The 26,422-nt window shown below is 42.1% G+C and carries 19 protein-coding genes; 9 read left to right on the top strand and 10 right to left on the bottom strand.

Annotated elements, in window-relative coordinates; translation table 11 throughout:
• The 3 genes from DW036_RS22275 to DW036_RS22265 form a co-directional block, all read left to right on the top strand.
• Nucleotides 1–412 (top strand): hypothetical protein (locus DW036_RS22275; RefSeq protein WP_199685379.1); only part of this gene is annotated, 412 nt, incomplete at its 5' end.
• 8 nt (nucleotides 413–420) lie between these two features.
• Nucleotides 421–684, top strand: coding sequence for a hypothetical protein (locus DW036_RS22270; protein WP_118466246.1), 264 nt, complete (start codon nucleotides 421–423; stop codon nucleotides 682–684).
• A gap of 255 nt (nucleotides 685–939) precedes the next feature.
• Nucleotides 940–1,275, top strand: coding sequence for a hypothetical protein (locus tag DW036_RS22265; protein WP_118466245.1), 336 nt, complete (start codon nucleotides 940–942; stop codon nucleotides 1,273–1,275).
• A gap of 119 nt (nucleotides 1,276–1,394) precedes the next feature.
• Here DW036_RS22265 and DW036_RS22260 read toward each other — a convergent pair whose 3' ends face one another.
• From DW036_RS22260 to xerD, 8 genes are all read right to left on the bottom strand, one after another.
• A complete protein-coding gene (locus tag DW036_RS22260; RefSeq protein ID WP_118466244.1) occupies nucleotides 1,395–1,931 on the bottom strand; it encodes a hypothetical protein in 537 nt (178 codons plus the stop codon).
• Nucleotides 1,931–4,204, bottom strand: a complete 2,274-nt coding sequence (locus tag DW036_RS22255; RefSeq protein ID WP_118466243.1) for a GH92 family glycosyl hydrolase — start codon at nucleotides 4,202–4,204, stop codon at nucleotides 1,931–1,933. The genes DW036_RS22260 and DW036_RS22255 overlap by 1 nt, the downstream gene beginning before the upstream one ends.
• A gap of 132 nt (nucleotides 4,205–4,336) precedes the next feature.
• Entirely contained in the window at nucleotides 4,337–5,980 is a 1,644-nt protein-coding gene (locus DW036_RS22250) for a RagB/SusD family nutrient uptake outer membrane protein (protein WP_118466242.1), read from the bottom strand.
• A 14-nt stretch (nucleotides 5,981–5,994) separates the two neighbouring features.
• Nucleotides 5,995–8,991, bottom strand: coding sequence for a TonB-dependent receptor (locus DW036_RS22245; protein ID WP_118466241.1), 2,997 nt, complete (start codon nucleotides 8,989–8,991; stop codon nucleotides 5,995–5,997).
• 396 nt (nucleotides 8,992–9,387) lie between these two features.
• The gene (locus tag DW036_RS22240) at nucleotides 9,388–10,926 is read right to left on the bottom strand and encodes a YifB family Mg chelatase-like AAA ATPase (RefSeq protein ID WP_118466240.1); all 1,539 of its coding nucleotides are present in this window, start codon (nucleotides 10,924–10,926) and stop codon (nucleotides 9,388–9,390) included.
• A gap of 28 nt (nucleotides 10,927–10,954) precedes the next feature.
• Complete coding sequence (locus DW036_RS22235) at nucleotides 10,955–11,989, bottom strand: TlpA disulfide reductase family protein (RefSeq protein ID WP_118466239.1); 1,035 nt, start codon at nucleotides 11,987–11,989, stop codon at nucleotides 10,955–10,957.
• A 121-nt stretch (nucleotides 11,990–12,110) separates the two neighbouring features.
• On the bottom strand, nucleotides 12,111–13,802 hold the full coding sequence (locus DW036_RS22230; protein WP_118222955.1) for a tetratricopeptide repeat protein: 1,692 nt from the start codon (nucleotides 13,800–13,802) through the stop codon (nucleotides 12,111–12,113).
• A gap of 138 nt (nucleotides 13,803–13,940) precedes the next feature.
• Nucleotides 13,941–14,891, bottom strand: coding sequence for a site-specific tyrosine recombinase XerD (gene xerD, locus DW036_RS22225; protein ID WP_022393875.1), 951 nt, complete (start codon nucleotides 14,889–14,891; stop codon nucleotides 13,941–13,943).
• 239 nt (nucleotides 14,892–15,130) lie between these two features.
• On the opposite strand from xerD, the gene aroQ reads away from it, so the two are divergent.
• The 3 genes from aroQ to DW036_RS22210 all read left to right on the top strand — a co-directional run bounded on the left by aroQ (nucleotide 15,131) and on the right by DW036_RS22210 (nucleotide 17,756).
• Nucleotides 15,131–15,553: a type II 3-dehydroquinate dehydratase gene (gene aroQ, locus DW036_RS22220; protein ID WP_118466238.1), complete on the top strand. Its 423-nt coding sequence runs from the start codon at nucleotides 15,131–15,133 to the stop codon at nucleotides 15,551–15,553.
• A 22-nt stretch (nucleotides 15,554–15,575) separates the two neighbouring features.
• The gene (gene pyk, locus DW036_RS22215) at nucleotides 15,576–17,033 is read left to right on the top strand and encodes a pyruvate kinase (RefSeq protein ID WP_118466237.1); all 1,458 of its coding nucleotides are present in this window, start codon (nucleotides 15,576–15,578) and stop codon (nucleotides 17,031–17,033) included.
• A 93-nt stretch (nucleotides 17,034–17,126) separates the two neighbouring features.
• Nucleotides 17,127–17,756, top strand: coding sequence for an O-methyltransferase (locus DW036_RS22210; RefSeq protein ID WP_118466236.1), 630 nt, complete (start codon nucleotides 17,127–17,129; stop codon nucleotides 17,754–17,756).
• A gap of 3 nt (nucleotides 17,757–17,759) precedes the next feature.
• On the opposite strand, the gene DW036_RS22205 is transcribed toward DW036_RS22210, so the two are convergent.
• Nucleotides 17,760–19,703 carry a tetratricopeptide repeat-containing sensor histidine kinase gene (locus DW036_RS22205; protein ID WP_118466235.1) on the bottom strand — a complete coding sequence of 648 codons (1,944 nt, stop codon included), beginning with the start codon at nucleotides 19,701–19,703 and terminating at the stop codon, nucleotides 17,760–17,762.
• Nucleotides 19,700–20,773 (bottom strand): sensor histidine kinase KdpD, encoded by a 1,074-nt coding sequence (locus DW036_RS22200; RefSeq protein ID WP_118466234.1) that lies wholly within the window; start codon nucleotides 20,771–20,773, stop codon nucleotides 19,700–19,702. Before DW036_RS22200 ends, DW036_RS22205 begins: the two co-directional genes overlap by 4 nt.
• A gap of 140 nt (nucleotides 20,774–20,913) precedes the next feature.
• On the opposite strand from DW036_RS22200, the gene rbfA reads away from it, so the two are divergent.
• The 3 genes from rbfA (at nucleotide 20,914) to DW036_RS22185 (ending at nucleotide 26,341) form a co-directional block, all read left to right on the top strand.
• Nucleotides 20,914–21,246, top strand: a complete 333-nt coding sequence (gene rbfA / locus DW036_RS22195; protein ID WP_022391688.1) for a 30S ribosome-binding factor RbfA — start codon at nucleotides 20,914–20,916, stop codon at nucleotides 21,244–21,246.
• Entirely contained in the window at nucleotides 21,243–22,475 is a 1,233-nt protein-coding gene (locus tag DW036_RS22190) for an FtsX-like permease family protein (RefSeq protein ID WP_118466233.1), read from the top strand. The genes rbfA and DW036_RS22190 overlap by 4 nt, the downstream gene beginning before the upstream one ends.
• Before the next feature lie 362 nt (nucleotides 22,476–22,837).
• Nucleotides 22,838–26,341 (top strand): glycosyl hydrolase, encoded by a 3,504-nt coding sequence (locus DW036_RS22185; protein WP_118466232.1) that lies wholly within the window; start codon nucleotides 22,838–22,840, stop codon nucleotides 26,339–26,341.
• Nucleotides 26,342–26,422 lie beyond the last annotated feature (81 nt).

The following is a 26,422-nucleotide window of genomic DNA, read 5'->3' as shown; positions in this document are numbered from 1 at the left end:
TATAAAAATAAATAAGACTCTTTATCGTCCTCTTGAAGATGGTGAACTTCAATTTACCGGAGAACCTCCTTTGCCTGGATTAAGTGTTATTTTTAAGTGGGATGCGTTGTGGAATGGGGCTAAGAAACTTTGGAGTGCAACTAATAGTTTGAGCGGAGTAAGGAATGCCTATAAACATTGGATGAAACATTCAAAAGATTTTCCACAGTTTAAAAATGCAAAACAATATGTTGAAGGTGCCAAAGACTTCTTACACAATCCACCTAAAGGAACATTTACTAAAGTAAGAAATAATGGTGATATTTTAAGATATAATCCTTTCACTAATACTTTCGGTGTAATGAATAATAATGGTATTCCTAAGACATTATTTAAACCGGCGAGAGGTATAGAGTATTGGTTTAATCAATAAAATAAATAATGATGAAAGAAGAACATTATTGTAGAATATGTGGGTTGTATATGAAAGATAAGCCTTGGGGAGATGATGGGCAATCTCCTACATATGAAATATGTCCATGTTGTGGGGTTGAATTCGGAAATGAAGATTATGATCTTTTTTCTATCAAGGAGTATAGGAAAGAATGGTTAAAAAACGGTGCTAATTGGTTTGACAAAAAGAAAAAGCCTGTGTCTTGGGATGTAAATAAACAGTTAATGAATGTTCCGGAATACTTTGATTAAAATCCTTTTTTCTCATTTTCTATTTTAACGGATACGTCATTCTTTGTTCTTTACTTTTCGGATATTTAGTTCGCTAATTTTCGTTCAGTCGGATATATTCTTTAAAAGTTTTGAACATTCGAATTTTCAATTTACTCATTTAAAATATCCCTGTCTCTTTCTATAAAATATTAGTAGAGATGGGGATTTTTATGTATTTTTTTAGCAATTCTCAACTTAAAATGTTACATTTACTATCTCTAAGATGAAAATGAGATGAGACGTCCAACAGCATTAGAAATCCAATTATTAGAAAAGTTAATATGCAGATCGCATAATACTTTTCCTCTCAATTGGAAAAGTAATTTGTTAGTATCAGACTTGTCAGACGGAGGAATGGGAAGCCTTGCTTTGCATCCTCATGGAATAGATGATTACAAAGAACATCATTGGGGATCTCAAGCTAGCGATTGCTTGTTTGATGACATAGATGGGATTACAGTTGTAGCATCTTTATACTTAGACGAAAAGGGAGAGTTATATGAACTTGATATATGGAAAACCAATTGGAATCCATTAATTGACATCCCTATAACTTATAGGGATGTCTAATTTATTTTGTTCAATCTAATATGTTATCCGACTGTCTTGAATATTCGGATTTTTAGTCCACTTATTTAAATATCCTTGTCTCTTACTGTGAAATATCAGTAGAGACAGGGATTCTTTCATTATTCTACTTCCCAGTTAACCCCCAACGGATTATTACAAGTTCTCCATACTAACGCTAACTTAGGATTATCCAGTATCCACATCTCGCATCCTTCCACGGTATCCTTCACATGAATAAGCGGATAACCTAAAGCCCGTTCGTTACTGTCCAGGACAGAGTACGTCGTTTGATTGTAGACAAGTGTTCGCTGCTCCTTTAATTGCTTGTAGGCGGAACGGGAAAGGAAATAAACTGTTTCCTCCGGAGAGAGCTGTACGTGCTTACCATCTTCCGGTTGCAGGAAACTGAGCCGTGTAGCTTGTTCTATGGATTCGCGGCCCATAGCATAGCTTCCCGATTGCCATTTCAAATTGCGTTCTATTCCCCAATACAGGTATATAGAATCCTGCTTTTCTTGAAAAGACATTTTATATTTCCGTGTCTGTCCGTGTAATTTGAATACAAATAGCAATGTATCGGGCATAATGCTCTGTGCAAATAGACTTCCGGTGAAGCCCAGACATAGCAAGACGGATAGAATCATATATTTCTTCATTACTTCTCGTTTTCTTCGTTCAACAATAATTGTTTGCCCCATTCACTCGGTTGCTTTCCCATCTTCAGGATCAGTTCGCCACCTGCAACGATGTCTTTATGCCGTATAGCTGAGTAGGGGTAAGTTTTTCCATTCAATGTAACGGATTGTATATATCTGTTCTTATCAGAAAGCCCCTGAGTGGATATCTTGAAAGTCTTTCCGTTATCTAACCGGAAGATTGTTTCTTCCAGCAAAGGAGTATTGATCAGGTAATAGTCCTGTCCGGCATTGGGGTATAGTCCCATCATGTGGAAGGCAAGCCATGAGGACATGGCACCGGAGTCATCGTTGCCCGGTAGTCCTATAGGTCCATCATTATAGTTCTTAGCAATGATTTGGTGGATACGGTCACTGCTACGGTAGGGTTTTCCCAGCCAATGGTAAAGACAAGGAGAAAGGAAAGAAGGCTCATTGTTTACGTTGAAGAAACCCTGATCGAAGAAGATGTCCAGGCGTGCTTCAAACTTCTCTGCACCGCCGCATTTTTCTATCAGTCCGGGAACATCGTGCGGTATGCTTAGGGAATATTCCCATGAGGAAGCTTCGTAGAAGAACATGTCCCACCAAGGCGTGTACCAGGGACCTTCGAAAGTGACGGGGGTATAGGTAAAGGTCGGTTTTTGTATATTGGACTTTCCGAAAGTGATTTCATCGAGCCAGTTGCCTTTTTCATCGCGGGGCAGAATGAAACCTTTGGCACCGGCATGTTCATAATCGTCACGCCAGAGGTTCTTCCAGTTTCCGGATTGCTTCAGATAGTGCTGATAAAGGTCTTCTTTTTCCAACCCTTTGGCAACCAGGCCAATGGCATAATCGCAATAGGAGTATTCCACGGTACGGTTTCCGGCACGGGGAATGCCGTAGGGGATATAACCGAGTTCCAGATAAGGGATCAGTCCGCCCCGTCCTTCTGCTTCATGGCGGTCGCCGGGACAGACGGTTGCATCTTTCAGCATGGCTTGCAAGCCGAGTTCATAATCTATTCCTTCCAGGCCTTTTACGAAGGCGTCGGCTATTACGATCTCGGCATTGGAGCCGCCTTGTGTACGTCCGTTGCAGTTGCCACTACGGGCATCAGGCATGTAACCGTCTCGTTTGTAGATGTTGATGAGTGAGCGGACGATGTCTGTTTCGCGTTTCGGATCTATCAGGGTAATGAGCGGTGAAGAAGTGCGATAAGTGTCCCAGATGGCATAGAAGTCATCATAATAAGGTTCATTATCTGCCCAGAGAGGATTCTCTCCACTACGGTCTACAGGCATAATCATGGTGTGATAGAGGCCGGTATAGAACATACGTTTCTGTGCTTCGGGGGTACGGGGAGAGATTTCAATTCTTTGGAGTAAGTTTTCCCATTGGGTCAGAAGTTGCTGATATGCGGTCTCGAATGACCAATGAGGAATATCGGAGTGAGCATTCTGGCGGGCTTTCAGTGAGCTGAGAAAGGAGATACCTACTTTCAACTGTACCACTTCTTCAGATGAATTGAAGCGTAGTAATGCTCCGGTCTTTTGGTGTGAGTCGTATTGGAACTTTTCATTTGTTATCTTATCACCTTTCCAGGTAGCTGTATTTACGAAAGGTTTATCCGTTTCCGCATAAAAGTAGACAGTGTAGGCACGACCATTGTTCCATCCGCCACGGATACGGGTATAACCGATGACTTCGCGGTCGGAGATGATTTGTATTTCGGAGCCTACAAATTGTTGTGCCTCGCGTGCATCGGGTACGGGACTTTCACCTAAGAAGAATCCGGCATCGATGGCCAGTGACTTCAGAGAGTCTTTGGGATAGGTGAAACGATAGAATGAGGCTTTAGGTGCGGTAGTTATTTCTGTCTGTATACCGGAAGCTTGGAATTGGGTGGTATAATATCCTAATTTAATAGTTTCGTACTTGCGGTGATCGATATGCTTTGTTCGGTCCATTCCGTCGCCGAAAGGCATTACAAGGATATTGCCATATTTAGGTCCGCCACCTGTTCCGCTGACGTGTACTTGAGAGAAACCGTCTACCTGTTCGGGCATGGGTAGCCAGCCGCTGTTCGGGCGTGGGGTACAGTCTGGTGAAGGTTTCACCATTCCGTAGGGGTAGGAAGGGCCGATAAAGACTCGTCCCAGTCCTTCGGAACCAATGCGTGGATCTACATAATCTGTGAGTTTGGTGTCCTGTGCAAAGGTATTTGCGGAGAACAATAGTAGGACAGATAGTGTGAATAATTTGCTTTTCATTGGCAATTGTCTTTGTTAAATGTAAAGAAAGCCCTGTATCCGATCCGTTTTGGGTTCCGTAAATCGTAATACAGGGCTTGAAAGCCTTTTTAAACTTTAAATATGATATACCGGCTCTTTCTTTTCTCTATATTAATAACCGAAATTCTGTGACCAGTTGGTATTAGTATCCATTTCACCAAGTGGAATAGGCATTATGCGACGCCATAATTCGGTTTTAGCACCAGGGTTGACAATGTTCTTTACCCCCCAGTCATTCTCAAACTGACCAAAGCGGATCAAGTCCTGGCGTCTCCACATTTCACAGATGAACTCACGACCTCGCTCGTCAAGAAGGTCTTGAAGAGTGGGAGTGCCGGTTACATGGGGTGCGCTTGCGCAGTCACGTACTTCATTCATCAATGAAGCAGGAGTATGCCCCATTGTGGCAGTGGCACCGCGAAGAATAGCTTCTGCCTTGGACAAAAGAATGTCAGCATAGCGGAAGATAGGGATATCATTGCCACATAGGCGATCACGGTCTGTGTAATCTTCGGCAGTAGAAGGATATTTCCCAAGATGGTACCCTTTCATAAGGTTGGCAGTCTCCGAGTCTGCACCGACGTCAAGTTTGCTTATGCCACCTGTTCCACTGAATAGAATTTCCTTGGTATAGTTCACTTGTTGACCGTTGTATAGGATGGGGGTATTGGTAAACTCATAGTTTACTGGGTCGGTTGCATACTGAGGACCTCCAAGTATTATCTGATTGCGTTCGTCACCCGGAAGATTAAAACGATCTACGCATTCGGGTACCAGTACATAAACTCCTGCTACGGACTTGGCAGGAATGAATCCCCACGGACCTACATTACAATTATTAGCTTTCTTGAATGTCATGAAGCGGTCGAGTTGATGCCCTCCTACATATTTGGTCGGTATCTTTACCGGGTCAAAGTCCATAGCATAGATGAAGTCCTTGATATGAACACCGTTGTTAGGGAAGAACTTCTTACGATAGCCCTTGCCGACCTCGAATATGCCAGATTCGATGATGTCATCACATACGGCCACAAGTTCATTAAGCTTTTCGTTGGGGGTATCATTGGTGACCTTAGTGACATCACCACATGTGTACACACCCCAGTTCAAATAGAGTTTGGCAAGCAGTGCTTTCGCCATCCATTTGTTAGGGCGACCGTAGGTGTCGGCATTATTTTCTTCGGTAAGCTGAGGCATGATTTCAAGGAGCTCGCTTTCTATGAAACGGGCTACATCAGCGCGTGGAGCACGTTCTATGACTTCTCCTTCTTCGGGGGTGTGGTCCATCAAGGGTACATCGCCATAAAGATCCATCATCATGAAGTGGTAGAATGCGCGGATAGCACGTACCGGAGCCACAATGTCGTCTTTGCCCTCAGGACCTCCTATTTCCACAATCACAGTGTTGCAATAGGAGATGCCCGATTTTAAGTCACCCATTTGTCCTACTCCCGGAGTATCGGGTTTCAAGTCGTGAATGAAAGGGTTAACCAGACGACCGTTGTCATAATAACTACCGTTAAAGGATAATCCCATCAGTTCATCTCCCTGAAGCATAACGCCTTCCCAGTAATTACGGCCTAGACCGACTTCGTTACGGAGGTAGTAATAACAAGCTTCGAGCTTGGCATTTGCTGCAATGGGATTATCGGGATAGGTAGTATATTGGGTTTTGATGTCCGTATCAAGGTCAGTGCAGGCAGTAGTGCCGGCAAGTACACCCGAAAGCAATAAAAGTTTTATATATGATTTCATAATCTGCTAATTTATTAGAAGTTAATAGTTGCACCTACAAGGAATTGGCGGGTACGGGGATAGTGGTCGCTACGTGTATCGCAACCGGGAGTTTCACCACCGAGGTTGATTTCAGGGTCACGTCCCTTGTAACCGGTCAGAGTGAACACATTGTTGCAAGAAGCGTAGAGACGCACATCGCGGAGCCAACCGTTGAAGTTGCGGAAAGTATAACCGACTGTAAGGGTTGACAAACGGAAGTAGCTACCATTCTCAAGATAGCGGTCGGACGGAAGCGAGGAGAATGAATCGGTTGCTTTCTGTTCCGATACGATGGATTTCATTACATTCTTGCCTTCAGTAACGTTAGCGATGTTACTGAAGAAAGCACGGGGCTCGTTGAAGATCTTCTGTCCAAACACTCCTGTAAAGAATGCGTTGAAATCCCAATTCTTATACGTCAGATTATTGTTCCAGCCCATCGTCAACCAAGGTTGTGCATTACCCACGATGGTACGGTCTTTTTCTTCTGGGGTATTGGTGGTTTCACCTGTACGCTCTCCGGTCTCTTTGTCATGCACGTAAAATTGGGATACTCCGTTTTGATCATAGCCAGCCCATTCCCACATGTAAAAAGTTCCGATGGGTTCACCTTCTATAATGCGCTGGATGGTGGCGGTAGAAGCACCTGGCAACTCTGGATTGTAACGGTTCAGTACACCTGCGTTATACTCTTGGTTGGAGAGGCTCACAATCTTATTGCGATTATGAGAGAGGTTGAGCGATGTATTCCAAGTGAAATTGCGTCCCTGGATAGGAGTTGCGTTCAGACTCAGTTCAATACCACGGTTGTTCATTTTGCCCACGTTGGCTACCATCCATCCATAGGGATAATAACTTGTGGAAATAGGATATGACCAAATCATGTCTTTTGTAGTCTTGTTATAATACTCGATAGTACCGTTGATGCGACCTCCAAGGAATGAGAAGTCGATACCGAGGTTTAACATGGTAGTAGTTTCCCATTTAAGGTCGGGGTTGACGTTACGAGCTGCATTCAAACTCTTGTAACTAGTTTCTTTGCCAGTTTCTGGGTCGGTATAGACAAAACGGGCTCCACCGGCATAGTAGAAACGTGAAGTATAAATGTCAAATCCCATGGCATTACCGCTCTGTCCCCAGCCGGCACGTAACTTTAAGTCATCGAAGATACCAAGGTCTTTAATGAAATCTTCTTCAGAAAGGCGCCATGCAATTGCGCCCGATGGGAAAGTGGCCCATCTGTGATTGCTACCGAATGTTGATGAACCGTCACGGCGTATAGCCGCTTGAAGGATATACTTACTTTTGTATGAGTAGTTTGCACGACCGTAAAATGAAATCATACGGATAGTAGAGAGTGTATTGGCCCAGACAGGATCTTCATCCCATGAATTGGCCATACCGATATTGTTCCACCAGAGAGAATCATCATAGAAGTTATAGCCTCTTGCCCCAAAACCTTCACCGTTGTTTTGCTCTTCCCATGAATAACCGACCATCAGACCGAGCTTGTGGGCGTCATTGAAAGTCTTGTCATAATTTCCATAGATTTCCATCAGTTTCTTAATGTCTTCAGTCGTATTGCGGCTGGTCTCTCCTCCGCGATTGTTTGTCTGTGATTCGTGAGAATAATAGTCCCTATAGCTATAATTTTGGTTCTCGTACGAGAAATTGGCACTAAGGAAAAGGTCATCAATGATTTTTAAGCTTGCTTTACCTGTGGCTTGGATACGCTTGTAAGTAGCCCGACTTTCATCTTCATAAATCAGTGCCAAAGGATTATAGTTCTGAGAGATTCCCATGTCTTTGTACCAGCTTCCATCTTCATTCTGGCTGGGTACAAGAGGTGAGTAATAGTACATTGCATTATAAACCGATGCACCCTGACCACCACGGGGTACTCCCCATTCATTGCGAATGTTGCCGTTTAGTCCTGCGGAGAGGGTGAGGCGGTCTTTAAGGGTTTTGGTTTCAACATAGGTGCGGGCAGTGAAAAGATTATTTCCCACACCTTTGATAATTCCGTCACGTTCAATGTAGTTGATGCTGGCATTATAAGTAGTACTCTTATTGCCACCGGTAATCGAGAGATTATGGTTATGGGCGAAACCGGTACGTTGCACTTCATCTGCCCAATTGGTGTTGGCACCTTTGTCGTTAGGGATAGTCAGATTATTTGCTTTGGCATAAGCACGAAGCTCGTCGGCACTCATCATTTCATGATCATTGCTGATATTTTCCCATGATACATAACCGCTATATGTTACACGTGCAGGACCATCAGAGCCACGCTTGGTGGTAACCATGATGACACCGTTTGCTGCCTTTGAACCATAAATAGCGGTAGCTGATGCATCACGGAGTACATCGATAGATTCGATATCATTGGGTGAAATGAGATTGAGATTTACACCGGGGATACCGTCGACTACGTAAAGAGGAGATGTTGAACCATTAAGAGTGGAAGCACCACGCAGTGTGAGTGAGTTAACACCTCCGTTAGGGTCAGAGTTCTGAACGATAACCAATCCGGGAACCTTGCCCTGAAGCAGCTGACCGGGATCGGTGTACGCACCTACGTTGAGGTCTTTGGATTTAACGGTGGAGATAGAACTGGTCACATCCTTACGTGAGATGCTTCCGTAGCCGATTACCACTACTTCGTCCAGCAATTCAGTATCCTCGTTCATCGTCACATTCATAACATTCTGGGTCACTTTTACTTCCTGCTTACTATAGCCTATAAAAGAGAAAATAAGTGTCTTTCCTTTTTCTACATTCAGAGAGTATTTACCGTCTATATCGGTAATGCAACCGTTGCTGGTGCCGGACTCTAGCACATTGACACCGATTAGTGGTTCGCCTGCCTTGTCTGTTACAGTACCGGTCACCTTGTTTTGGGCGAATGCTAAGGTACTGCTTAGCAAGAACACTACAAAGAGCATGCTTTGTGCAAATGTTCTCTTTCTTTTTAATTGTACATTCAGCATAAAATAAAGTTTTAGTTATAAAATAATTTTCTTTTCTCTATATTTATAAATATTATTTTGCCTGCAAAAGTAGGGTTGGTCTATTACAAATATATTTCATTGATATTACATGCTTGTTGTAACATATTGATATATAATTTGTTATGAAGCTAAAAGATAAATGAATTTTTGCTTTATATTACTATCTCTTAATGGATGTAATGTAAATAATGAAGATAAGTATTTCAAACTGCTTTTTGTTATAAGTAGCAGCTCAGGGAAAAAACGAAATAATGTCTTTGCCTCCATAGTATTTTAGATTTTGATTACTGCAAATCTAAACCAATACTGTCGGAGTTAGGGGGAAAATGATGCAAATTAGGGGGAAAATAGTGAACTATCGTTTTTTTCCTTGAATTACCCTGCCCAGTCCTCTCTATCCAGGTTTCTGTAGCCGATGGCTTCTGCTAAATGTGAAGGCTGTATCAGGTCACTGCTCTCAAGGTCGGCGATAGTACGTGCTACTTTTAGTATGCGATCGTAAGCGCGGGCAGAAAGATTTAGCCGGTTCATGGCATTTTTCAATAACATGAGTCCTCTGTCGTCCGGACGGGCATATAATGACAGGAGTTTGCTGGTCATTTGTGCGTTGCAGTAGACACCAGCAACCTCGGCATATCTGTTTTCCTGAATCTGGCGTGCATGTATTACGCGTTCCCGTATGATGCTACTTGCCTCTCCGGGCTGTGCATCAGACATTTTCTCGAAAGGTACGGGGACAACTTCGATTTGCAGGTCTATACGGTCGAGTAAAGGACCGGAAATGCGGTTCAGGTATTTCTGTACTTGTCCCGGACTACATACACAAGATTTGGTGGGATGGTTATAATAGCCGCAGGGACATGGATTCATGGAGGCAACCAGCATAAAGCTGGCAGGGTATTCTACATTGCTTTTTACACGGGAGATAGTAATTTTACGGTCCTCCAGTGGTTGGCGGAGAACTTCCAGCACACTGCGATTGAATTCCGGGAGTTCATCCAGAAACAAAATGCCATTATGTGCCAGACTTATTTCACCGGGTTGTGGATAACTGCCGCCTCCTGTCATCGCCACTGTAGAAATAGTATGGTGAGGATCACGAAACGGGCGTTTGGAGATAAGCCCTTCATTTGCCTGCAATCTCCCTGCCACTGAGTGTATCTTGGTTGTTTCAAGACTTTCTCCCAATGAGAGAGGAGGCAAAATCGAAGGAAGACGTTTAGCGAGCATGGATTTTCCGCTGCCAGGTGCACCAATGAGGATAATATTGTGTCCACCAGCTGCGGCAACTTCCAATGCACGTTTTACATTCTCCTGCCCTTTTACATCCGCGAAGTCAAGATCGAAATCACTTTGTTGCGCATAGAATTCCTCACGGGTATTGACAATAGTAGGGGTTAGTTCCTGCTTGTCATTGAAGAACTCTATGACTTCTCTGATGTTCTCCACTCCATATACTTGGATTTTATTGACTACTGCTGCTTCACGAGCGTTCTGCCGAGGGACGATGATACCTTCGAATCCTAATTCCCGTGCTTTAATGGCAATAGGAAGAGCGCCTTTAATGGGTTGTAAGCTACCGTCCAGGCTCAGTTCACCCATCATCAGATAGCGGTTTAATTTATCGGATTGGATTACTTCTCCGGCGGCGAGCATGCCGATAGCAAGTGGAAGGTCGTATGCGGATCCCTCCTTACGGATGTCTGCAGGAGCCATATTAATCACAATGTTACTGGTAGGTATCCGATATCCGTTTACCTGTAGTGCGGATATAATGCGTTGGTGGCTTTCTTTTACAGCAGAGTCCGGTAGCCCGACAAGATAAAACATGCAACCTCGTGAACTGTTTACTTCAATGGTGATGAGGGTTGCGTCAATACCTTGTACAGCCGCTCCGAAAACTTTGATTAACACGTGCTTATTTGTGATTAGTGATTAATGGTTACTTCTCTTTTTCTTTCTGGGCTATTTCTTTCAGTTTATCTTCAATAGCCTTTTCATCCAAGTTTTTTCCTTCTATTTTACCTGTGGGACTGATTAGGATATTGGCTGGGAGAGTATGTATGGAGAATAGTTTGGCAACATCTCCATCCCATCCGGAATATTCGCAGGTCTGTTCCCACTTCAAAGTATCTTGTTTAACCGCTTCCAACCATTTCTCTCTGTCCAGGTCAAGGGAAATGCCCATTAATGCGAAGTTTTTGTTCTTTTGTTCTTTCTTATAGATACGGCGGAACATTGCATTCTTTTCCCGGCTGATGGTATCCCATGAAGCCCAGAACTGTATCAGTAGATATTTGTCTTTGAAATCGGAACGGTTGATATCTTTGCCTTCTGTATTGCGTATGCGGAAATAAGGAGCTGTTTTTCCTATATCTACTTTTTCTTCTTCTTCGATATGCTTTAACAATGTTTCCATGTAAGGACGGTCTTTCAGATCACCGGTCATACGGTCAGCTAGTTTCTTTATTTGTTCCAGATTGGGCTGGGGGTTCTGTACAAAATATTTATCCAACAGATAAATGTTGGCTAATGAAGAGGGATGTTTGGTTATAAAATTCTCTACTTTCTCTTCCAAAGCTTTCTCGGAAGGTGTACCCAGCCCTTTTAGTTCCTGATTGAAGTCTGTTAGATCTTGGTTAGGAGCATTACCGCTGATTTGCAATGAGGATAGCTCAGCTGCGGATCCTTTTATTTGTATTTTGTTTCCTTTATCCATGAAGAGCGGGGATTCCGTTCCATCACTGAATAATAAGATAGTACTCACTAATGTATCAGCGGAAAGTGTTGTAGAGAATTTATCGTTTTCTACAATCAGTGTATCCATACGGTCATACATTCTATCCGCACCATATAAATAGATGGTATCATTGCCCAATCCCTTGATTTCTCCATTGAGACTGATGCTGTCGGTTTTCTTTTCACCACAGGCAAAAAGGGCGATTAATAGAAAATATAATAGACAGACTTTCTTCATTTTGAAATACTTTTCCGCGAAAGTACGGCTTTTGCAGATAATAAAAAAGAAATGCCCGACATTTCTCAATGGCGGGCATCTAACAGTTTTTTTTTATACTATTTTAATCATGAACAATTTCTTACTGAGCGATGCTCATAAATTCTGCATTCGTGAAATACTTAGCAAATTCCAAGTCAGAAGCAGCCTTCTTAGCCAATGACGGTTCTTTAGCAACAGCGTTCTTCAAACTGCTGGTTACCATAGAAGCATTGTTGGTTCTTGCACCTAATACAGCCATCAAGTAGTCAGTATAAGCGTCAGGTTTTGCTACACTAGCCAAAGTGTTTTTAGCCTTGTTGTAGTCCTTAGCCAAGATCTGTGCCAAAGCAGCACTGTTAGTCTTAGTGTCACCGAATGCGCTTACAGCTCTGTCATATTGACCTTGAGCAACATACAGGTTACCTAATGCTTCGTTCAGTTCTTTAGCACCTGAAGCCTTGCTCAGATAGCTTTCAGCAGAGTTCTTGTCACCCTTTATCAAAGCGATCAAACCGAGGTTCATGTTAACTTCAGGAGCATCTTTGATAGAAGCAGCTTTCTTGAAGTAGCTTTCAGCTTTGTCAAGGTTACCTGCCTGATAAGCCAACTTACCTAAGTTGTTGTAAGCACGGAAATCGTTCGGATAGATTTGAGTAGCTTTAGTGAAGATGACTTCTTGCTTAGCCGGATCGTTAGTCAGTGTAGTTGCATACAGCAATTCTTCTATATTCAACTGCTTAGGATCAGATGCAGCCAGACTTGCAATTTCTTCGTCGGACTTACCGATGATTTCATAGTTCAAAGTCAGACGTGAACGACGCAACTGCGGCAAGATATCGTCAGCTAAGTTCTTATAAACAGAAGAGATGTTCTTGATTTCCTGTTCTCTTTGTTCAGGATCAGAATACATAGACAGAACACGAAGGATCAGTTCTTTATCCTGAATATTGGATTTAGATACCAATTCCTGGAAACCTTGCCAGTCTTGAGCAGTGTATTTAGTATCGATAGCTGCGTCAACTTTAGATTTCTTTAAGTTCTGGTTGATAACTTTTGCAGTGTTGTCCTGACGGTTTTCAGCCAACTTAGTGTTCAGGCTTACACCACCATCGGGAGATGCATAAGCAGAAATTTCGATGTTGCTGATCTTCTTGTTTACAGCACCGTCTACATTCTTCACTTCTTCGTTGAATTCCTTAGCGGCTTTCAATTCGCTGGCGCGAACGTTAGCTTGCTGGATAAGGAACATGATGTTAGCATCGTGTTTTTCCTTGATGATACGCTGGAAAGCGTCGTCACCATTAGCAGGATTAGCACTGCCCAATGTCTGTCCAATCATTTCAGAAGTAGAAATCACACCGTCAGCTACCTTTACAGCAGGGATAGTTACTGTTTTCTTGCCGATTGTGGCTTTGAACTCCAGATACAATTCAGACTTAGCCATTTCAGGAACATAGTCAAAAGAAGTTTTCATCGTGTAATTACCACCCATCTTGTAAGAGATAGTCTGATCGTTACCTTCTACTTTTTCTCCTTGGAATACAGCAGGCTGACCTTTAGCTTCGCCACCGTTCCATTTCAAAACCGGAGTTACTTCCACTACGGCTTTCTTGTTAAAATACTTTTCAGGGAATTTCCCATTAATCGTGGCCGGTACTTTTCCGCCTATGGCTTCAAGAACCTGAGGAGTCACAGTGAAGTAATCAGAGGATAATTCACCCATTTTGCTGCTACATGATGAAAGAGCAACAACCAGTGCCATTAACAAAGGCAGATACAATTTCTTAGTCATCTTAGGTATAAATTAATTGTTTGTAATTGAAATTAGTCTACTCGTTTTTATTAGTGCCTATTACCACATAATAATAGCCTCGCAAAGATATTAAATCTATCGGCACAATCTGAAACGAATAGCCAATTTTATTATAATTTAATGAAATCCTGTATCTTTTCGGTACTTAATGTTTCGTGGATGATGCTCAATGATCTCACTTCGCAACATATTCCGGTCGATATGGGTGTAGATTTCAGTGGTTGCGATAGACTCGTGTCCCAGCATACATTGGATGGCACGGAGGTTGGCACCTCCTTCCAACAAGTGGGTAGCGAAAGAATGGCGGAAGGTGTGCGGACTGATATTTTTGGTGATGCCGGCTTTCTCTGCCAGCTCTTTAATCAGGTGAAAAACCATGATGCGTGAAATGCTATTTCCCCATCGGGCTAGGAAAACATAATCTTCAAATCCTTTCTTTATTTTACCAAGATTACGGTCGAGCAGCCAGTATTTTATTTCCTTGATGGCACGGGGAGAAATAGGGACTAAACGCTGTTTGCTGCCTTTTCCTTCTACCTTGATGAAACCCTCGTCAAAGTAGAGTTCGGATAACTTCAGGTTACAAAGTTCCGAGACACGTAATCCGCAGCTGTATAGGGTTTCCAGGATAGCCCGGTTGCGCTGTCCTTCCTTCTTACTCATGTCTACAGTGGAGATAATAGTATCTATTTCTTCGACGGTAAGCACTTCGGGTAGTTTGAATCCGATTTTAGGACCTTCGAGTAGTTCGCTGGGATCATCTTCCCGATAGTCTGCCATGACCAGAAAGTGGAAGAAAGATTTTATTCCCGACATGATACGTGCTTGCGAGCGAGGATGAATACCGATGTCGTGTAATCCGGCGGCAAAGCGTTGCAAATCATCCAGAGTCACAGCCAGCATATCGATGTTTTCTGTTTTCAGAAAACACAGCAATTTGTCAAGATCGGTCAGGTAGGCATCAAGCGTATTGGCCGACAGAGCCTTTTCTAACTTTAAATATTGCTGGTACTTTCTGATTATCAACGCTTGTCTCTCGTTATTCGTTGATTTTTCTTCTGTTTTCATTTCTTTTTTCTACCTTTGCTCCGCGAAAATAGGCTGCACTTTAGCAGAATACTGATAAATTTGCTTCTGCGTACGGTCTGCACTATCTTTGCAACTCGATTTAAATATTTCTTAGGGCATATCTGAGCCGTGTCTGCTCCGTATTCGCTCCGTATCTATACACTTGGACTTGGTACGGACTTGGTACGGACTTGGTACGGAGCAGGTACTTCCGGGACAAAGGTATAAAAAATTGTGTTATGAGGATACAAATAATTAATGGCCCGAATATCAATCTGCTGGGCAAACGTGAACCTTCCATTTACGGCAGTGTTACTTTTGAAGATTACCTTGCCGAACTTCGTCAGAAGTATACTGATATACAGATAGACTACTTCCAGTCGAACATCGAGGGAGAGCTGATAGATAAGATTCAGCAAACCGGTTTTGATGTGGATGGGATCATCCTGAATGCGGGTGCCTACACGCATACCTCTATCGCCCTGCAGGATGCTATCCGTTCGGTTACTTCTCCGGTTATCGAGGTACATATTTCTAATGTGCATGCTCGTGAGGCTTTCCGTCATGTATCTATGATGGCTTGCGCCTGTAAAGGCGTTATCTGCGGTTTCGGGTTGAACTCCTACCGCCTGGCGCTGGAAGCGTTGATAAGTGATAAATGATTAAATAAATAGGTATAAGATTATGTTATTAAAACAGACTAAGATCGTTGCAACCATTTCTGATAAACGCTGCGACGTTGATTTTATAAAAGGCTTGTTTGAAGCCGGTATGAATGTGGTGCGTATGAACACGGCACATCTTGGCCGCGAAGGTTCGGAGATGTTGATAAATAATGTGCGTGCGGTATCTAATCGCATAGCTATCCTGATGGATACTAAGGGACCGGAGGTGCGCACTACCATCTGTGCTGAACCTATTCCGTATAAAGTAGGGGATAAGGTAAAAGTGGTAGGTAATCCGGATTTGGACACTACGCGCGAATGTATTTCTGTATCTTATCCGAACTTTGTGCACGATGTAGCTGTCGGCATACATATTCTTATAGACGATGGCGATCTGGAAATGGTCGTTGTGGAAAAGACGGATGATTATCTGGTGTGTGAGATACAAAATGATGCTACTCTGGGAAGCCGTAAGAGTGTAAATGTACCGGGTGTACGTATCAATCTTCCTTCTCTGACGGAGAAGGACCGTACGAATATCCTGTACGCCATTGAGAAAGATATCGATTTTATTGCTCACTCTTTTGTACGTAATAAACAGGATGTCCTGGATATAAAGGAAATATTGGATGCCCATAACAGTGATATCCGGATTGTTGCTAAGATTGAAAATCAGGAAGGCGTTGATAACATCGATGAAATTCTGGAAGTGGCTGACGGTGTAATGGTAGCTCGTGGCGACTTGGGTATTGAAGTTCCGCAAGAACGTATTCCCGGAATTCAACGTTTGCTGATTCGTAAATGTATTTTGGCTAAAAAGCCGGTAATTGTGGCTACCCAGATGCTTCATACAATGATTACTAATCCGCGTCCTACCCGTGCAGAGGTAACAGACATTGCAAATGCTATCTATTATCGTACGGATGCTTTGATGCTGAGCGGTGAAACAGCTTATGGTAAATATCCACTGGATGCAGTGAAGACTATGACAAAGGTTGCTGCACAGGCAGAAAAAGATAAATTGGCTGATAATGATATTCGTATTCCGTTGGATGAAAATAGCAATGACGTAACTGCTTTCCTTGCCAAGCAAGCTGTAAAAGCTACTTCGAAACTGAAGATACGTGCAATCATTACTGATAGTTACAGTGGACGTACAGCCCGCAATCTGGCTGCATTCCGTGGTAAATATCCGGTACTGGCTATTTGTTATAAGGAAAAGACGATGCGTCATCTGGCACTTTCCTATGGCGTGGAAGCTATTTATATGCCGGAGCTTGCTAATGGACAAGAGTACTATTTTGCAGCTTTGCGTCGTCTGCTGAAAGAAGGTCGCTTATCTGAGACTGATATGGTAGGCTATCTGAGTAGCGGTAAAGCAGGCACACACACCTCTTTCCTTGAAATCAATGTGGTGGGAGATGCTTTAAAATATTCAGAAGACAGCGTATTACCCAATAAGAATAGATACCTCTAATTAATTGATAATTGACAATTGACAATTTGCTACGCTGTCATTCTGCATAGTAATTGTCAATTGTCAACTGTCAATTGTCTGTTGACAATTGTTATGACCATAGACGAATATATATTGCAGCACATTGACGATGAGGGCGACTATCTGAAAGCTCTTTATCGAGATACACACCTCAAATTGCTTTATCCGCGTATGGCGTCGGGGCACTTGCAGGGCCGGATGCTGAAGATGTTTGTCAAGATGATCTGTCCTCGGCGAATATTGGAAATCGGTACATATAGTGGCTATTCAGCTCTTTGTATGGCCGAGGGTTTATCAGAGGAAGGCATGTTATACACTTTTGAGATCAATGATGAGCAGGAAGACTTTACCCGCCCGTGGTTGGAAGAGTCTGAATATGCAAACAAGATAAAGTTCTACATAGGTGATGCATTGCAATTGGTACCACAACTGGGCATTACGTTTGATTTGGCTTTCATTGACGGGGATAAGCGGAAATACATTGATTATTATGAAATGGTGCTTTCCAATCTTTCCGAAGGAGGCTATATTATCGCTGATAATACTTTATGGGATAATCATGTATTGGAGGATCATCCGCGTAGCAATGACTTACAAACCATCGGAATTAAAGCATTCAATGAATATGTAGCACATGATATACGGGTAGAAAAAGTAATCCTTCCCTTACGGGACGGGCTAACGATTATCCATAAAAAGTAGATTTCAGGATATCGGGTATATGATAGAAACTATTTTTTTCTCTCCTTGTTTCTCTATTTGGTAACATCCTTTGAAAGTTTCCACATAAAGACGATTGATGTTATGCAGAATATGCTGTTCCTGCTCGTCTTCCCAGCACTGATAGAGTGGACTATGTTGTACCATTATCTTCAGATTTTCATTTTCCTGACTTAAGGTATATTCGACTTCACGTTTTTCTCCTTTATAATCATAGGGGACTGTTATAAGTGAAGTCAGAAGTTTCAGGAACCACTTGCTATCAACTTCAACTTGCAATATTTCCAATTCAGTATTGAAGGTTGATTTCACAATACCGGGAGTCTCCATTTCTAGGATCATCCCGGCTTCCCGGCAAAGTTGTACGATATTGCATTCTTGTACAGTAAAGCGCATCATTCCGGCTTCAAGACGTGATAAATCGAGTATGTTATTTATAAGCCTTAGTAGCTTGGCGGAATTGCTCTTTACAGTAACTGAGTACTCTTCTACTTCTTCTTCCGTCAAATCGTTTTCAGAAGATAATAATTCAGAGAAACCGACTACGGTATTCAACGGTATACGAATTTCGTAAGTGATGTTGTGGAGGAAACGTTCTTTCATTTTGTCGGCAGCCTCTATTTTATCAAGAGCCTTCCGGGTTTCTTCTTCAGCATGCTGTAACTGACGGCGGATGTAGTAGGCGCGTACAATGACAAAAATCAGTATTAATAGAATAACACTACCTGCACATAGCTGTATATAGCGGTATCGCTTAGTCAGTTCTTCTTTCTCCAATAAGGCTTTTCGAATTTTATAGTTGGCCTGATGTGCTTCTTCATGCCTTTGCAACATATCCTGGTTGAGAGAATCTCTTCTTATAGTTGCTATTTTATACAAGATGGCGGCATCTTTATATTGTTCTGTTTGCATCAAAGCATCTGCTTTCACTTTAAGCAAGTCATTTTCATTAAAAGGGGCGTTACCTCGACAGGCTGCCAATGCTATGTCAAGTTCCCGGAAGCATTTGTCCCATTCTTTAGTAAGCTTGTAATAGGCTCCCCACAGACTATGGTAGTTTATATAAGCACCAAGATAAATATTGTCATCATAATATTCCTTTGCTCTTTTCAAGTGTTGGATTAGTTTCTCTTTATCTTCGATATCCATGTAGATTTTGCATAACGATGTTTCTATTTCCAGAAATGTCGTTTTAAAGGTATCTGATAAAGGAAGTCCCTTGGACACACTTGTGAGAACATCAGATTGTTTTTGATATTCACTGATGGCTTGTGGATATTTTTTTTGTTTTTTATAAAGTTTAGCCAGCCCTCCGTGGATCATTAATAATGCATTTTCGTTGGCTGTAGGGTATTCTTTTAAAGCATGTGTGTAGGTTTCGATAGCTTCATCATATCGCCCGGCAAAGTCATATGCTTGTGCCAATGCGAGGGCAGCAATGAAAGTTCCTTTCGTATACTGAAGGCGAATTGCTTCATCTTTCATTTCTTGAGCTTGCATGATGGCATATTCTGTATCTCCCAATGCACATCGTGCCTGAAGTACAGAGATCCACATCGTGTAATAGAAAGCATAATCCTTATACAGGTAACTGGCCTCCTTCAGTATTAATAGTCTTTTTTGCTGATTGATAATGTCAGTGAGATATTCATATTGACGGCAATAATCGAAGAGTGCCCATAATTCTTCTGTATGTATCTTTTTACGATGGGAAAGCTCTATTGCGGAATCCAGATATTCAGTAGCTGATTCCTGACCGATATATTGCTGGAATGCATCCCTCAGAAATGCGCAACGGATTGAATCATTGGGTATGGCAGCGGCTGCCTGGAATATACTGTCGCGTACCTGCTGCTTCGTGGATGCATGTGTTCTTGTCAGGAAAGGTATACCTGCCAGAAGCAGAATAAGAAGAATAACTTTTTTCATGCCTTGTCTTCCTGTTTTAATGGGTGTGTGAAGATGAAACGTGATCCATTCGTGTATTCCGGGTCTATCCAGATATCTCCACCCAGTTGATCGATAATAAACTGGCAAATGGATAAACCGATACCTGTTCCCTGTGATTTCTCGTCTACCCGTTCGAAACGATTAAATATGGTAGGCTGTTTTTCCAACGGGATACCGCAACCGGTGTCGGTAACGGAGAATTGTGCCATACCATCTGCATTTTTTTCTAACCGTAAGATGATGCTGCCTTCTTTGGTAAATTTGGTAGCGTTGACTAATATATTAATCAGTACCTGGTGCAGGCGGAAAGTGTCGGTTACTATTTTTAGGGAGGGGAGGTCTGTTTCGAAGGATAATGCTGCTTGTGTTTGCTTAATACCCTCTACAGTCTGAACGATGCCCTCACAAAGGGTAACAGCATCACATACTTTCAGGTCGAATTTCATATTCTTTACGTCAAGGCAGGAAATGTCTACTACGTCGTTCAATAGGTTAATCAGCAATCGGGAATTTAGCTGGATAATTTCATAACACTGTTTTCGGGTATCTTCATCAATACCGGGAGTGGTCAGCACTTCAGAGAAGCCGGACAACGCATTTAAAGGGGTACGGATTTCGTGGCTCATGTTCGAAATGAACAGACTTTTATTGCGTGTCGCTTTCTCTACGTCCTCTTGTGCTTGCTGTAGTTTCTGTTGCGATTCTATGAGTTTTTTTCGTTGTTTTCTCAAATAGACTACACACCCTACGGCTATAAAAATAAAAATTGGAAGGATGATAAGAGCTAATGAAAGTAAACGATTTTGTTGCTGGCTGTTGGCGAGTTCTAACTCATCAATAGAGTAGATTTTTCTCATATCATTTACTTTACGGGAATTGATTTCCTCATAAACGGTATCTGATTTCTGACTGAGTTCTTCGTACAGTTTCGCGGCTTCTTCATACTGTTGCTCCTGCATTTTTTCATCTGCATCTTTCCAGCGGCTATCCTCTTCTGCATAGCCAGTGGATGAGAAAAATAGTAGTATTATCCAAATGTATACTTTCATAAAGTGAGCTATTTTGTGATGCTGCTGCAAATGTAGTTTTTTATTAAGTAAAAGCTACGTTTTGGTGCTAAAAAAAGTATAATTCATTAGTCTAACAAGATATTTCCGTAACTTTGCCATTAAATATAGATAATTGATTTATGGAAACAACTCGTCAGAATAAAATAGCCCGTTTGCTTCAGAAGGAATTAAGTGATATTTTCCTGTTGCAAGCGAAGTCCATGCCAGGAATATTGATCTCTGTCAGTGCCGTGCGTATCAGCCCTGACCTGAGTGTTGCACGTGCTTATCTCAGCATCTTTCCTTCGGAAAAGGCAGAAGAGATGATTAAGAATATCAATGAAAACATGAAGTCTATTCGTTATGAGTTAGGAACTCGTGTACGTCATCAGCTTCGTATCATCCCCGAACTGAAGTTCTTTGTGGATGATTCACTGGATTATCTTGAGAAAATAGATGAATTGTTGAAGTGAACCTTCCCTTCTACATAGCCCGGCGCTATCTCTTCTCTAAGAAGAAGCACAACGCTATCAATATCATTTCCGGCATTTCGGTGTGTGGAGTGGCATTGGCTACGTTGGCGTTGGTCTGTACACTCTCCGTGTTCAATGGTTTTCAGGATATGGTGGCAGGTCTCTTTACGGCTTTCGATCCGGAACTGAAGATTATGGTTCGTGAGGGAAAAGTCTTTGAACCAAATGGAGTTGCTTTTCAGGAGGTGCGTTCTTTGCCGGAAATTGATGTCTGGACAGAGACATTGGAAGATAATGCCATGGTGCAATATAAGGACCGTCAGGCTATGGCTATCATTAAAGGGGTGGAAGATAATTTCGAGGAGCTTACGTCTATTGATAGTTTACTGTACGGTGCAGGTGAATTTATCCTGCATGACTCTATCGTAGATTATGGCGTATTGGGAGTGGAATTGATATCTGAGCTGGGAACAGGACTTCAGTTTGTTGATCCCCTTCAGGTGTATGCCCCCAAGCGGAATGTACGTGTGAATATGGCTAATCCTTCTGCTTCTTTTAATCGCGATTACCTCTTTTCTCCTGGTGTAGTGTTTGTTGTTAATCAGCAGAAGTATGATGCGCGCTACATTCTTACTTCTCTCAGCTTTGCTCGTAATCTTTTTAATTATGATACGGAGGTGTCGGCTGTTGAATTGAAGTTGAAGCCGGATGCGGATGCCACGGCTGTACAGAGAAAGATTGCCCGTATCCTGGGTGATGACTTTGTGGTACTGGACCGTTATGAGCAGCAGGCTGATGTGTTCCGTATTATGGAGATAGAGAAATTCATATCTTATCTTTTTCTCACGTTTATTCTTGCGATAGCCTGTTTCAATGTGATTGGTTCTCTTTCCATGTTGATCCTGGATAAACGCGAAGACGTGGGGACTCTGCGTAATCTTGGAGCTGATGACCGCTTGATAGGCCGCATATTCTTGTTTGAAGGTCGGCTTATATCTTTGTTCGGTGCACTTTCCGGCATTGTTCTTGGTCTGTTACTTTGCTATATCCAGCAACGTTTTGGCTTTATCTCTTTAGGTGGCGGTAATGGCAGCTTTATTGTGGATGCTTATCCTGTCAGTGTGCATGCAACGGATGTAATACTGGTATTTATTACGGTGATTACTGTCGGATTCCTTTCGGTGTGGTATCCGGTGCATTATTTGACGCGGCGGTTACTGAAGAAATAACGTCTGTTGGTGTAGTGCATTCTTTAGAGGGGATAAGATTGAACAATAACGTCTTTAATAGCTGTCTGGAACTGTATTTTCTGAAAAAAATAATTTACTTTTATGATAAAATAAGTATTGAGCTTGCCAGTGTTGTGCTCAATCTAGCCATTAGTGTATTCATTTTGTATTTTGTGGGTTTAGATATCATTCTGGCAAGATCCCACATATGTATTTGTTGTTGAGTTCCTATATTTGCATGTAGAGACAATTTGAGAATTGTTCTCAATATGGAATGTGGCAAAGAGAATTAGAAGATTTTGTTCTCTTTGCTGCAAAGAAATGCAATGATTAATAGAATTCACCTAAAAATCTTTTTATTCATGGAACGACGCACCTTTCTTAAAATTTTGTCATCAGCAGGTATCGTTAGCTTGGTTAGTCCGACTTTTGCTATGGGAGTTTGTAAGAACAAGGTATCTAAATCTTCTTCAGCTCTTCTCGAATCAGCTTTCCTTAATCCGCCTTTCTCTTCCGGAGTTTATACATGGTGGCATTGGATGAATGGTAATATAACTAAAGATGGTATAACCCGTGATCTTGAGGCCATGAAAGCAAATGGCATTGCGGGGTATCAATTGTTTGAAGCAGGAAGTGGCATTCCTATTGGTCCGGTAGAGTCGCTTAGTGATGAATGGGTAGATCTTATTCTGCATACGCTCAAGGAATCAGAAAGGTTGGGTTTGGAGTTTGCAATGCACAATTGCCCCGGTTGGTCATCCAGTGGTGGTCCGTGGATCACTCCGGATAAAGCTATGCAAATAATAACGTGGAGCGAAACCAAAGTAACGGGTGGGAAACAAGTCAGGATCCAGTTGCCCACTCCCAAACATATGTTTGATTACTACATAGATACATATTGTTTGGCTATTCCGGCAAATATGAAAGTAATACCCAGGTTGTCAATTCTTGAATTATCAAATAGGCTTGATAAGGGTGGTGTTTTAACTTGGGATGTTCCTGCTGGTGAGTGGCTGATTATGCGTTTTGGACAAACAGCCAAAGATCAGAAGAATAAGTCGGCTCCCTCTAAATCGACCGGATTAGATTGTGATAAATTCAGTACAGAAGCACTGGACTACCACTTAAATTGTATGTTTAAAAGGCTGATGCCTGCAATGGAGAAAATAGCCAAACATTCTAAGATTGGTTTGCTAATAGATAGTTATGAAACGGGTGACCAGGATTGGACTTCTGACATGCCTGCCTACTTTGAACAAAACCATGGGTATGCGCTGTATCCGTTTTTACCCGTATTGGCCAATAAAATAATTGAGAGTGAGGAAAGTACAAAGCGTTTCAAGTATGACTTTCGACGAACCAGAGCTGATATGTTTGCTGAACGTTACTATGGGCATTTTCAAAAGCGATGTAAAGAGAAGGGCATAATAACTTATACTGAGCCTTATGGTGGCAATATGATGGAAGAATTGCAGGTGGCACAACAACTTGACATTAATATGGGGGAATTCTGGTGCGGCCAGACTGTGCTTTGGGCAAATTATAAGTATAACCGTACCGTCAAACAAGTAGCTTCAATATCACATACGCTTGGCGGAAAAATAGTCGGTGCCGAAGCTTTTACTTCTGAACCGGATGCAGACAAATGGTTGTTGTATCCATATGCCCTAAAGTCATTAGGTGATTATATGTTTACTCGAGGGCTTAATAGAATTTATTTTCATAGATTTGCTCACCAACCACACCCTACTGCCGCTCCGGGCATGACGATGGGGGCATGGGGGCTACACTTCGACCGTACCAATACATGGTGGAAACCGGGGAAAGCATGGATTGACTATTTGAATCGTTGCCAGTACATTTTCCAGAGTTCAACTTTCTATGGTGATATTCTTTATCATAACGGTGATGATAGTTTTGGCAGTACCATTGAACCGGAACAAACTCCGCTGTCTCCTCCGGAAGGGTATGATTATGACATGGTAAATACTGAAATGCTGGACAAAGCACATATCAAGGATGGAAAGATTCTTCTTCCTGCTACACGTTTTGATGGCTATAAGCTCTTAGTATTACTCAAATCGGAAACAATGTCATTACATACGTTGCGGACACTGGCCCGATTGGTAGGTGAGGGAATGGTATTGGTTGGGCAAAGACCACTGCATACCTTAGGTTTGTGTGATGGAGAGAAAGAGGATGAGTTTGCTGCACTGGCGCAAAAAGTCTGGCAGCACCCGAACGTGCATGAAGGAAAAGATCTGCAAATCATTTTTAATCGGTTAGGTGTGTCTCCCGACTTTGTTTATCGTTCTGAAACAGGAAATTCATCTGTTCATGCTATCCATTATCAACAAGAAGGAGCCGAGATATACTTCGTTGCAAATCGTAAGCGAGCGCACGAGAAAGGAACGGCTCATTTCCGGATAAAAGGTTATATTCCGGAGTTATGGGATCCATATACAACTGAAATTCTACAGTGCCCGATCTATCGCACTGATAACGAGGGCGTAGAAATACCTCTTAATCTAACTCCTGCAGGATCCATGTTTGTTGTTTTTCGTAAAGTTGAAAAACAACGGAAGTACACAGATGTGAAATACAATGGCGTTTCTTTGTTTCCGGCTATTGGAAATGTAGTGAAACAGGATTCTTTATCTGTAAATTTTAGTATTACTTGTTGGATAAAGCCTGAGGTGGATATAGCCATGACGGAAGAACAGGAGCTCGGTGATATGTGTGCTCGTTTTTTTGCTATTTATCCTTTGGAAGGAGAGCGGCGGCATGGAAAAGGGCATAGTTCCCTTGGGGTGTCAGTAGGTCGGAATGGAGTCGTTGTCTATGAACGGACTATACATAATAAAGCTGTATACCGAAATCCCAGACCATTATCGGGATGGACCCATTTTGTTTTAGTTTATCAGGATAACACACCGCATCTTTGGATAAATGGAGTATATGCCGGAGCAGGAACAACTTCAGACACAACTGTACACTTTGAAACATCTCATTCGGACTTGTTGTGTAAAGCAGATGCTTACGAAGGTGGACTCTGTGATCTATGTGTCCATCCTTACAGTATTGACAAAACAGAAATAACGGACCTTTACCAAAAGGGGATACCTGCTCCGTTTCATCCAAGTGAGCAGGTGCTTTCATGGTTACCCAACCATCAGTTTGTTGCATGGCAGGCTGGTGTTTATGAATTTATTGCAGAGCATACAAGTCTTCGGAAATATGTTGATACTCTTCCTGCATGTATTCCATTGAACGGTCCTTGGACTGTTCGGTTCCCCAAAAATATGGGAGTAACTGAGAATATTACTTTAGCCAGATTACATTCATTACATTTAGAGGAGAATTTTGGGGTTCGTCATTTTTCGGGAACGATAACTTATCTCTATTCGTTATCTATAAATAGTATCTATTTGCAGGACAATATTTGTTTGCGCTTGGATCTGGGCCGAGTAGAAGTACTTGCTGAAGTGTTGGTGAATGGAAAACGCGCTGGTATTTGTTGGGCTCCTCCTTATGGTATTGATATACAGCAGTTATTGTGCGAAGGAGATAATCTGATAGAAATTCGTGTTACAAATTTATGGGTTAACCGATTGATTGGTGATGAGTACCTGCCTGAAGAGAATGTTTATAATTATCAGGATATTCCAAATAAATATTCTACATTACGCAACGGTGGTATCAAGAAACTTCCTGAATGGTATATGCAGGGTAAACCAAAGCCTGCGGGAGGTAGAATTGCATTTACAACTTGGAAGCATTATGATAAGACTTCACCTCTTGTTGAATCTGGTTTATTAGGACCAGTCACGTTAACGGTCGGGAAAATAGAGAGCCTGAATATATGAGGTGTTCACTGAATATAAATTTGAGGCAAGAGTGAATATCATTTTCATTCTTGCCTTAAGTTTCTGGTGTATGTACGGGCT

The sequence above is a fragment of the Bacteroides sp. AF39-11AC genome, assembly GCF_003474285.1.
Lineage (GTDB): Bacteria > Bacteroidota > Bacteroidia > Bacteroidales > Bacteroidaceae > Bacteroides.
Note: the sequence above shows the minus strand (reverse complement) of the source record. Positions and strands in the feature narration are given on the sequence as shown.

Bases quoted from the DNA above. Each gene is read 5' to 3' on its own strand.
- DW036_RS22265 (WP_118466245.1), top strand. From the start codon at position 940: ATGAGACGTCCAACAGCATTAGAAATCCAATTATTAGAAAAGTTAATA.
- xerD (WP_022393875.1), bottom strand. From the start codon at position 14,891: ATGAAAACAGAAGAAAAATCAACGAATAACGAGAGACAAGCGTTGATA.
- pyk (WP_118466237.1), top strand. From the start codon at position 15,576: ATGTTATTAAAACAGACTAAGATCGTTGCAACCATTTCTGATAAACGC.
- DW036_RS22200 (WP_118466234.1), bottom strand. From the start codon at position 20,773: ATGAAAGTATACATTTGGATAATACTACTATTTTTCTCATCCACTGGC.
- DW036_RS22270 (WP_118466246.1), top strand. From the start codon at position 421: ATGATGAAAGAAGAACATTATTGTAGAATATGTGGGTTGTATATGAAA.
- aroQ (WP_118466238.1), top strand. From the start codon at position 15,131: ATGAGGATACAAATAATTAATGGCCCGAATATCAATCTGCTGGGCAAA.
- DW036_RS22185 (WP_118466232.1), top strand. From the start codon at position 22,838: ATGGAACGACGCACCTTTCTTAAAATTTTGTCATCAGCAGGTATCGTT.
- DW036_RS22245 (WP_118466241.1), bottom strand. From the start codon at position 8,991: ATGCTGAATGTACAATTAAAAAGAAAGAGAACATTTGCACAAAGCATG.
- DW036_RS22260 (WP_118466244.1), bottom strand. From the start codon at position 1,931: ATGAAGAAATATATGATTCTATCCGTCTTGCTATGTCTGGGCTTCACC.
- DW036_RS22205 (WP_118466235.1), bottom strand. From the start codon at position 19,703: ATGAAAAAAGTTATTCTTCTTATTCTGCTTCTGGCAGGTATACCTTTC.
- DW036_RS22250 (WP_118466242.1), bottom strand. From the start codon at position 5,980: ATGAAATCATATATAAAACTTTTATTGCTTTCGGGTGTACTTGCCGGC.
- DW036_RS22210 (WP_118466236.1), top strand. From the start codon at position 17,127: ATGACCATAGACGAATATATATTGCAGCACATTGACGATGAGGGCGAC.
- DW036_RS22255 (WP_118466243.1), bottom strand. From the start codon at position 4,204: ATGAAAAGCAAATTATTCACACTATCTGTCCTACTATTGTTCTCCGCA.
- DW036_RS22230 (WP_118222955.1), bottom strand. From the start codon at position 13,802: ATGACTAAGAAATTGTATCTGCCTTTGTTAATGGCACTGGTTGTTGCT.
- DW036_RS22235 (WP_118466239.1), bottom strand. From the start codon at position 11,989: ATGAAGAAAGTCTGTCTATTATATTTTCTATTAATCGCCCTTTTTGCC.
- rbfA (WP_022391688.1), top strand. From the start codon at position 20,914: ATGGAAACAACTCGTCAGAATAAAATAGCCCGTTTGCTTCAGAAGGAA.